This is a genomic window from uncultured Oxalicibacterium sp. (genome assembly GCF_913776015.1).
Lineage (GTDB): Bacteria > Pseudomonadota > Gammaproteobacteria > Burkholderiales > Burkholderiaceae_D > Oxalicibacterium.
This window is the reverse complement of sequence record NZ_CAJYMD010000065.1, coordinates 45,802-55,662: the sequence shown is the minus strand read 5'-3', so window position 1 is coordinate 55,662 and position 9,861 is coordinate 45,802. Positions and strand designations below refer to the sequence as shown.

The following is a 9,861-nucleotide window of genomic DNA, read 5'->3' as shown; positions in this document are numbered from 1 at the left end:
TGTCCAGCAGCCCCTGCGTCGGGTGCGCATGGCGACCATCACCAGCATTCACGACGTGGACGTGTGGCTGCCTGGTGTCGTTGAGATGCTTGGCGATCAGGTACGGCGCACCGGACTGCGAATGGCGCACCACGAACATGTCGGCATGCATGGCCGACAAGTTGTCGATCGTATCGAGCAGCGATTCGCCCTTGCTCGAACTCGATGCCGCGATATTCAGATTGATCACATCGGCCGACAGGCGCTTGGCGGCAATCTCGAAGGTCGTGCGCGTGCGCGTCGAATTTTCGAAGAACAGGTTGAACACACCCTTACCGCGCATCAGTGGCACCTTCTTCACTTCGCGATCGCCAATGCTGACGAACGACGATGCGGTATCGAGAATGTGCAGGATATGTGCCTTTTGCAGGCCTTCGATGGTAAGCAGGTGTTGCAGCTCGCCATTCTTGTTCAGTTGCGGATTAAGCATGATCCACCGTCAGGGAAAAACGGCCGTCATCGGCGCGTTGCAAGACCAGCAAACGCTGATCGGGAAGAGAAATGGTTTGCGCCACGAAATCGGCAGCGATCGGCAGTTCGCGTCCGCCGCGATCAGCCAGTGCCACCAGCATCACGCGTGCCGGGCGGCCATAGTCGAACAGTTCGTTGATGGCAGCGCGTGTGGTGCGTCCCGTATAAAGTACATCGTCGACCAGCACGATATTGGCACCTTCGACATCAAAGGGAATCTGCGTCGATTTGACATCCGACTTCAAGCCTTTCTCGGCGTAGTCGTCGCGATGAAAAGACACATCGATGAAGCCGAGCCGTTCGCTCAGTTGCAGATCGGCGGCGAGCCGTTCGGCCAGCCATGCGCCGCCGGAGTGGATACCGACGATGGCAACATGTTCGACTTGCGCAAGGCCGGCTTTTACCTGCTGCAGCAAGGTCGCATACATCGCCTCGGCATCGAAATCAGGAATGGGATGGGTCATCGAAGTATTGTTGGAGGATGATTGCAGCCGCCCGATCATCGATCGTTTCGCCGCGTTGGTGGGAAATCACGGCAGACGAATATCGCTCGTCCACCAGAACCGTGGGTACATCGAAACGTCCATGCAACTGATTGGCAAAGCGACGGCAGCGCACGGTCATTTCGTGTTCGCTGCCATCAGGATGAGACGGCAGACCAACCACGCACAGGGTCGGCTGCCATTCTTCGATCAAGACGGCAATTTCGGCAAACTTGCCGTCATTGGTCGCCGCACGAATCACCGTCAGCGGTTGCGCCTGTCCGAGAAGGGTATTCCCTACCGCGACGCCGATACGCTTGAGTCCGAAATCGAATCCGAGCACGGTATCCACTAGCGCGCGTCACCTTTCATCTCAGGCATGTCCGGCCTCGGCACTGAGCATCAGTGGATCGATACCGAGCAGCTTGAGTGCCGCGGCAAAGCGACGCTCAAGCGGCAATTCGAACAGGATCGCCGGATCGGCCTTTACCGTCAGCCAGCCATTGCGGGTAATTTCGTCTTCCAGTTGTCCTGCACCCCAGCCAGCGCACCCCAGGCTGACCACGACACGGCTTGGCCCTTCGCCACGTGCGACGGCTTCCAGAATGTCCTTGGATGTGGTCAGTGCAACCGCGTCGGTCACCGGCATGGTCGAGGTGAACTTGCGCTCAGGCGCATGCAGCACGAAGCCACGATCCGACTGCACCGGGCCGCCGTACAGCACGGTATCGCGCACACTGGGCAAAGCCGGCGCAATTTCGAGCTTGAGATCGATACGGCTCAATAGGTTCTCGACGGTCATGTCGGTCGCCTTGTTGATGATCACGCCGAGCGCACCTCCGGTATTGTGCTCGCACAGATACACCACGGTGCCGCCAAAAACGGGATCGAGCATGGATGGCATCGCAATCAGGAAATGATCGGCGAGGCTCAATCCGGCGGGCGACACTTCAGAACGGGAGGAAAAATCGGGAGAGTCCGGGGAAGGATCCGGCTCGGGCGAGGGTTTGCTGGTCTTTTCGTGCTTCGACATGGCCGCTATTTTAGCAGTTTTGCCCGCGCATTCCAGACGCTTTCCCTGCCCGATATGTGCGGTTTCCACCTGCAGGCATGAAGGTTTTACGGCATAGTGTGCCTTCCTTTCCTTTCAGCATCCTTCGCATGCCGCAATTCGATACCACTCTGGTCTGGTTCCGCCGCGATCTGCGCAATTTCGACCATGCCGCCCTGCATTACGCACTCGCACAAAGCCGTCAGGTGTATTGCGTTTTCATTTTTGACAAGGACATTCTCGAATCTCTGCCACGCCGCGACCGCCGCGTCGAATTCATTCACGACAGCGTGCATGAACTCGATACAGCACTGCAGACCAGCGGTGGCGGCCTGATCGTACGCCATGCACGTGCCATCGAAGCCATTCCGCAACTGGCCGAAGAACTGGGTGCCGATGCCGTTTTCGCCAACCGCGATTACGAACCTGCGGCAGTGCAGCGCGACGAAGCCGTTGCAGGCGCACTCACCAAGGCCGGCCGAGCGCTGTATACGTTCAAGGATCAGGTGATCTTCGAACGCGGTGAAGTGCTATCGCAATCAGACTCGCCTTTTTCGGTTTTCACGCCTTACAAGAATGCGTGGCTGAAAAAACTCCACGGCGGTGGCGAAGACTGGCTGCAAGCCTATGACACCGAAAGTGAAGCGTCACATTTGGCAAAAGTACCAGACACAATGCGCGAGATTCCCTCATTGCAGTCGCTAGGCTTCGAGCAAACCAATCTGCACGCACTGGCCATTCCAACCGGCATGTCTGGCGCGCAAAGCTTGCTGGATGATTTCATCGAACGCATGCCGCATTACCAGCAGGCGCGCGACTATCCGGCAGTCAAGGGACCATCCTATCTGTCCGTGCATCTGCGCTTCGGCACCGTATCGATCCGTGGCCTTGCGCGCATTGCGCTGGATGCCATGCGCACGAATGGCAACGCCAGTAGCGGCGCTGCCACCTGGCTGTCCGAACTGATCTGGCGCGAATTCTATTTCATGATCCTGCACCATCATCCCCATGTGGCAGAAAAGGCCTTCAAACCCGCTTATGATGCAATTCGCTGGGAAACCGGCAAACATGCAGACCAGTTGTTTCAAGCCTGGTGCGAAGGGAGAACCGGCTATCCGCTGATCGATGCCGCAATGGCACAGATCAACCAGACGGGCTACATGCACAATCGCCTGCGCATGGTCGTCGCCTCGTTTCTGATCAAGGATCTGGGCATCGACTGGCGCTGGGGTGAATGCTACTTTGCCGAACAGCTCAACGATTTCGATCTGTCTGCCAACAATGGGGGCTGGCAATGGGCCGCCTCATCCGGTTGCGACGCGCAGCCCTACTTCCGCATCTTCAACCCGATCACGCAATCCGAAAAATTCGACGAAGAAGGCAAATTCATTCGCCGCTACCTGCCACAACTGGGCAAGCTGCCGAACAAGTATCTGCACGCGCCTTGGAAAGCACCGGTCAGCGAATTGCAACGCGCGGGGATTCGTCTTGGCATCGACTATCCCGAACCGATCATCACGCATGATGAAGCCCGTGCCCGCACGCTAGAACGCTATGCGGTTGTGAAAAAAGTGACTAAGGACTAGACGCCACACCACAAAGCATCGGACTCGACGTATTACTTCGACCTTAACCTTTGCTTTTGCAATAAGAACGCATCATGAAAAACGCCGCTGTGAAGTCAATCACAGCGGCGTTTTAAATCAGGCGAAAGTAACGAGAGAACGCAGAAAACCCATCAGAAGACAATCACTCGATCGATTCGTAACGACCGACAAATCCTGCAATCAACTCGAGCAGACGGTCTTCCTGATACGGCTTGCCGAGATAGGCATTGACGCCCAATGACATTGCTACGTTGCGGTGCTTGGCCGCCGTACGCGACGTAATCATGATGATGGGAATCTCGCGAGTGCGTTCATCATCGCGCACGTTGCGCGTCAGGTCGAAACCATCCATGCGCGGCATTTCGATATCCACCAGCATCACATCCGGCGTTACCGACTGCAACTGCTGCAAGGCATCGACACCATCCTTCGCCACCACGACCTGATAACCTTCGCGCGTCAACAGGCGTTGTGTAACGCGCCGCACCGTCAACGAATCATCGACCACCATGATGACCGGCACGCTACGCAAACCCTGTACCGGATCGCTACCCGACTTCTGTGTGGCGACAGTCATCTCAGCCACAGCGCCCATGTCGGCAGGTGCATCCGACACCGACATGCGTGGTGCGCGCAGATTGTCGGCCAGCGCACGTTGTGCCAGCGGCACCGGATTGAGGATCAGCACAATCTCGCCCGAACCCAGCACGGTCGCACCGGCAATCCCGATCATGCGCGACAGTTGCGGACCGATGTTCTTGACGACGACTTCACGCGAACCGATCACTTCGTCCACGTGGACGGCCACACGCTCGCTACCGCTCTTCAGAATCAGCACCGGTGAATACTGCTGCGTCACAGGCGCGGCCTCTTCGTCACCCAACAAGGCAGACAGGAAATACATTGGCACCCGTTGCGACTGCCAGAAAATGGCACCGTCATTATAGGCCTGCGTCAGCGGCCCGGATTTCAATTGCTGGACCTGTTCGACCAGCACGGCTGGCACTGCAAACAAGCGCCCGCCTGTCGATAGCAAGACGACTTGCGTGACGGCCAGCGTCAACGGCAAATGAATGGTGAAACTGGCACCGGCACCGCGTGCCGATTGCGTGATGACACGACCACCGAGCGAAGCGGCTTCAGAACGCACCACATCCATGCCGATACCGCGTCCGGCCAGCTCGGTCACTTCATCGGCAGTCGAGAAGCCCGGATGGAAAATCAGATCGCTCGCTTCGGCCTCGGACAAGGGTGCATCCTGTGTCAGCAGGCCGATGCTGGCCGCCTTGCTGCGGATGCTGTCGAGGTTGAGCCCCTGCCCGTCGTCCGAGAATTGAATGACGACTTCATTGCCCTCTTGGCGTACTTCCACACGCAGCTCGCCAATATCGTTCTTGCCAGCCGAACGACGTTCTTCACGCGATTCGATACCGTGCACAATGGCATTGCGCAGCAAATGTTCAAATGGACCTGTCATGCGCTCCAGCACACCACGATCGATTTCGACTGCACCGCCGCGAATGTCTAGGTTGACGCGTTTATCGACTTCCTTCGCCGTCTGGCGCGTCACGCGATAGAGACGTTCGGCAATACTGGCGAACTGCACCATACGCACGCGCATCAGATCCTGCTGCAGATCGCGCGTAAGCCTCGCCTGCGATGCCAATCCGCTGCTGGCACTTTCCAGTGTCTGATTCAGCGATTGCTGCACGGTACCGACGTCGCTGACGCTCTCGGCCATCATGCGCGTCAATTCCTGCAAGCGTGTGAAGCGATCGAATTCGAGCGGATCGAATTCACGTTCCGCCGACAAACCCAGACTGGAAGAAATCTGCGACTCGGCCTGCATCTCGATCTCGCGCAACTGATCACGCAAACGTGCAACGTTTTCCGATAGTTCGCCCAATGACTGCTTGATCGTTCCCACTTCATTTTCGAGGCGCGAGCGCGAGATCGAAACCTCACCCGCCTGATTGACGAGTCGGTCGAGAATATCGGCGCGTACACGTACCATCGACGAAGACGTCGGTGCCGTCACCGCTTGTGTCGCAGTTGGAGATGGCACACCCGTACGAGGTACCGGCGCCAAGACCTCGGATAGCACAACCGGCTGTTGCGCATGCACTTCACCAGCCGTGCGCGACGTCAGAGCCTGGCTAGGCGTTGCAGCACCGCCATTCTGCAATTGCTCGAACAACTGCAATGCCTGGTCATAACGCCACAGCAAATCGTCCAGTGCGAGAGCTGCGGGCTGTCCCACATGCACGGCATTCTCGATATAGCTTTCCATCTCATGGAAGTGCTGCCCCAGCGTCATGGCCCCTGCCATGCGCGCACTGCCCTTCAGCGTGTGCAACAGCCGCAATACAGCCTGCGATGCGAAAACATCGTCGGTCTGATGCTCCCAGGCGCGCAACAATTCACCCATTTGCGGCAATATGTCGCGACCTTCTTCAATGAAGACCGGCAACAGATCGGCATCGATCTCGTCACGCAGCAACAACGCGGCTTCATCGCCTTCTTCCGATGCCGCCGACATGGGAACACTCTGCAACGCACCATGATCGGGTTCATCGGACGGCACCGATATCGCAACCGTTTGAGTAACGTCATCCTGCTGCGTGATCACTGCAGAATCGGCGGCAACCAGCGAACGGTATTCGAAATCGTCCAGCATGCCTTCCAGTTGCTGTACCTGTTCGCGTGCCTCTGACGGCATCTCGCCCAGCGCAAAATGCTGCAACATGCTGCGCACTTGTTCGAGCGCCTGATCAAGCAAATCGTATTCGCTCAGGATCAGTTTCACCGGTTTGCGCGACAAATACTGAAGAACGTTTTCCAGCGCATGCGCCAGACGATGCAAGACGGCAAAACCCACCGTGGCAGAACTGCCGGCCAACGAATGCGCCGCATGCACGGCTTGTGTGCTGACCTGCCGCTCCGGTTCATGACGCCACTCACTGAAATCCTGCTCCAAGCGACGCACGAGTTCATCCGTCTCGGACAAATAGATAGTATGCAAAGGAACACTGATTTCGATATCGCCGATACGACGAATATTGTCTCCCGCACGCGCCACGGCAATCGGATTACCGGGGAAATCGATCACATCGGCGCTGGCTTTTTGTGGAGCGACAGGCGCTGCATCTGCGAATTCGACCGACTCTTGCCGCTCGTTCGATGCTGACGTCGCATCAAGTGTCTCTTCGGCGGCCGCATCTGACACCTCGGCAGATGCCGCTTCGCCATCCGCCATGACGGCTTGCTCATCATCCAGGAAGTGTTCGATTGCCGCAGCAGCGTTCTCTTCCAGCTCTTCGTCAGATGCAGAAGCATCGACGACGTCCTCTACGAGAAGATCATCCTTACCATTGCTCTCAGCCAGCGCTTCTTCATTCCCTTCGGCAATCGGCTCTTGCGCCGTCAGCCCGGCCGCGTCCTCCACGCCCGCATCTGACAGGTCAAAGACGTCTTCCTGCTCCAAGAGTGGTGCGTCGCTATCAGCGACAGCAGATGCGTGCTCTGGCAATGCCGAAAGCGCATCGAGTTCCGCCTCCTGCACAAACGCTGGCTGCGCTGGCTCGGCCGCATCGTCAATCGGCTCGCCACGCTTGACACGTTCTGCCATGGCGATCAGCGCGTGTCCGTCCCGCTGCGCCGAACCATAAATCTGCAAATCGCTGACCCAGGCACCCAGCAACTCGGTCGCCCGTGCCAACAGGACGTACATGGCCTGATCGCCGCCCTTGCCTTCGGCAAGTCGCAGATTCAAGACCTGTTCGATACTCCATGCCGTCTCGCCAAAGGCATTCAGGCCGACCATGCGGCTACTACCCTTGAGCGTGTGGAAACAACGACGCAAGGTGGTCAGATATTCCTCGTTGTGCGGGGCAAGGCGTGAAGCAGGCAAATTCTCTTGTACGCAAGCCAAAACCTCGACCGCTTCGCTGAGGAAAATCTCCAGCAATTCGGCATCGATTTCGGCTTCGCTCTCCGGTGCCGGCAGCGGCGTGATTTCCTCGATCTCATCGTCAATCGTCGATGCATCCAGCAAACCGATTTGTTCGAGTGCATCTTGCGAAGGGATGAAATCCGGCGAAGCCAGCTTGTCGATCATGCTGCGCGCACGATCGCCGGCATCGGGATTGTCGACCAGCGTCGCATCCATGCGCACCTGCTCCAGCGATGCTTTCAACTGATCCTGCAATTGCGCATTGTCCGGTTCGGCAGCCAGCGAACGTGCCAGCTCCTGCGATGCCAGTTGCCGATCACGCAGTTCGTCTTCGACCGTCTGCAATTCCAATTCAGGTGCGACAGACTCGTCCTGCGTCGCGACAAGGTCGGTAGTCGTTTGTACATGCTCATCGGTTTCTGCAACCACCTCTTCCGCTGGTGTAAGGTCTACCCACTGCGGTTCCGAGGATGCTGGCGCAAGTTCGGTCAAACCGGCATGAAACAGTCCCGTCGCGTCGTCAAAACGAAAACGTTCTTGCAGATGCCCATCGGCCTGGCCCAACGCATCGATAAAAAAACTCAAGGCCCCGACGTTCTGTGCGACCTGCTCGAAAGCATGCTGCGGTGGCGTGCTGTCGGCGTCCACGAAAGCACGCACACATTGCTGGACATGGCGCGTGGCGCGCAAGGCTTCATCCTGATCCAGCACTGCCAAGGCACCCGCAATCTGGTACAGAATGCCATCGACTTCTTTCAGCTCGTCATACTGCAAGGGATCGCGGAAGTAGGCATCCAGCCGCTTTTCCACTTGCCGGAGACTAGTCTGCAACTCGCCTGCCAGAACGTTGATGGTTTGCCGTTGCTGTGCCTCACGTGAAATATCGTCCAGCCATGCAGCAGACGAACCCAGGGATTCACCAGCAACCGCTGATAACAGGCGCGCCGTCAAGGCATCTGCGCGCTCGGCAAAACCTTCGGGCAAATGGGCAATCTGTTGCAACGCCTGCTCGATGAATAGCAGACTGGTCGCAATTTCAAGACTCAAGGCATCGCCGGGCGTCGTGTGGGCGGCATGGCGTGCAATACCGCTCAATTCGCGCAACAGCTTGGCCAATGCCGGCGCATCCAGACGGACTGCTGCCTCGGCCAGCGCAGTGATTTCCGTTTGAAATGCCGTCGCACCGGCCACATCACCGGCCGCAATCCGATTCCATAAAAGCTTGGCCTGCACCAACCGTTCACGTGCCATCGCCAGCGCTTGCGCGTCGATCTTTCCATAGCGCCGTCGTTCGTAGTCGTGCGGCACCATGCCGTCGAGTCGATAAGCTGCACGAATCTGCTGCGCCAGGGGTGCAGGATCGGTAACGTACGCAAGGAAGAACAAGGCATCGTGCAGCAAGCGTTCGGCAATACTTTCGGAGCCATCTCCCAGTCGACGAATCTGCAGATTGATACGCGCTAGCAATTGCTTGGCATATAAATCCGCCGTCAGATTCCCCTGCGCGATCGCATCCAGAAAACCTGCCAGCACCCACCAGAACACGCGTGCCTGCGGCTTGAACTGCGCCTGTTCGACACGTTGCAGCACATCGCACATCAGACGTGCGCCAGCCTGACCACTCGCAGCATCGCCCTTCAAATAAAGCAGCAAGCCGCGCTCGAAGCGCTTGCGCAAGGCAACGTAGTCGTCCTGCGCCAGCGCCTGTGGTGCCACTGGCAACTGCGGGCGAATGGAAAGATTGGGGAAAAACAAATCGGCCGGATGAATTCGCTCGACCCCGCGCGCTTCCAGCAAGGCGCGGTAATAGGGAAACAAACGCACAGGCTGATGTGGTGTACCGGCCAGCAATTCTTCCAGATATTCGAGCAAGGCTTGATAAGCCTGCACGATCGTTTCGGTGACTGCGCCGTCGAGTTCGATCTGGGCGTTGTTGAATCCATCGAACAAGGCTTCCACGGCTTCCGTCAACAGCGTCACGCCATCGACATCGATGATCTGCAAGGCACCGTGTGCCTGATGCAGATAGCCGCGCGACTGTCGCAACGTGGTCGAACGTGTTTCCGTGTCCTGCAGCAGGGCTTCGCAGAGGAGATCACGCGAACGCGTCAAGGCCTCACGAATTTCACCGATCACCCAAGACAACGGACCGGTATCGAAACGACTCTTGCCGTCTGAAGACGGATGGGAAGAAGAAATATGCATGACTGCCTCGCGCTACGGCGGGACCGCGAGACGCTGCGGCCGCCACCAGATTCT

Annotated in this window: 5 protein-coding genes and 1 pseudogene; 1 reads left to right on the top strand and 5 read right to left on the bottom strand. The window is 57.7% G+C overall.

Features of this window, described 5'->3' with window-relative positions; genetic code table 11:
- The 4 genes and pseudogenes from pyrB to QZ725_RS11120 form a co-directional block, all read right to left on the bottom strand.
- Positions 1-469, bottom strand: a pseudogene (gene pyrB, locus QZ725_RS11135) (aspartate carbamoyltransferase catalytic subunit); the annotation flags it as partial.
- Entirely contained in the window at positions 462-974 is a 513-nt protein-coding gene (gene pyrR, locus QZ725_RS11130; protein ID WP_293779491.1) for a bifunctional pyr operon transcriptional regulator/uracil phosphoribosyltransferase PyrR, read from the bottom strand. The gene pyrR and the pseudogene pyrB, both read right to left, overlap by 8 nt.
- On the bottom strand, positions 955-1,344 hold the full coding sequence (gene ruvX / locus QZ725_RS11125; RefSeq protein WP_293779489.1) for a Holliday junction resolvase RuvX: 390 nt from the start codon (positions 1,342-1,344) through the stop codon (positions 955-957). Before ruvX ends, pyrR begins: the two co-directional genes overlap by 20 nt.
- Positions 1,345-1,365: 21 nt before the next feature.
- On the bottom strand, positions 1,366-2,025 hold the full coding sequence (locus QZ725_RS11120; RefSeq protein WP_293779487.1) for a YqgE/AlgH family protein: 660 nt from the start codon (positions 2,023-2,025) through the stop codon (positions 1,366-1,368).
- Positions 2,026-2,153: 128 nt separating this feature from the next.
- Between QZ725_RS11120 and QZ725_RS11115 the strand changes: the two genes are divergently transcribed.
- Entirely contained in the window at positions 2,154-3,629 is a 1,476-nt protein-coding gene (locus tag QZ725_RS11115; RefSeq protein WP_293779485.1) for a deoxyribodipyrimidine photo-lyase, read from the top strand.
- Between the two features lie 163 nt (positions 3,630-3,792).
- Here the strand turns inward: QZ725_RS11115 and QZ725_RS11110 are convergent, their stop codons facing one another.
- Entirely contained in the window at positions 3,793-9,807 is a 6,015-nt protein-coding gene (locus QZ725_RS11110) for an Hpt domain-containing protein (protein WP_293779483.1), read from the bottom strand.
- Positions 9,808-9,861 lie beyond the last annotated feature (54 nt).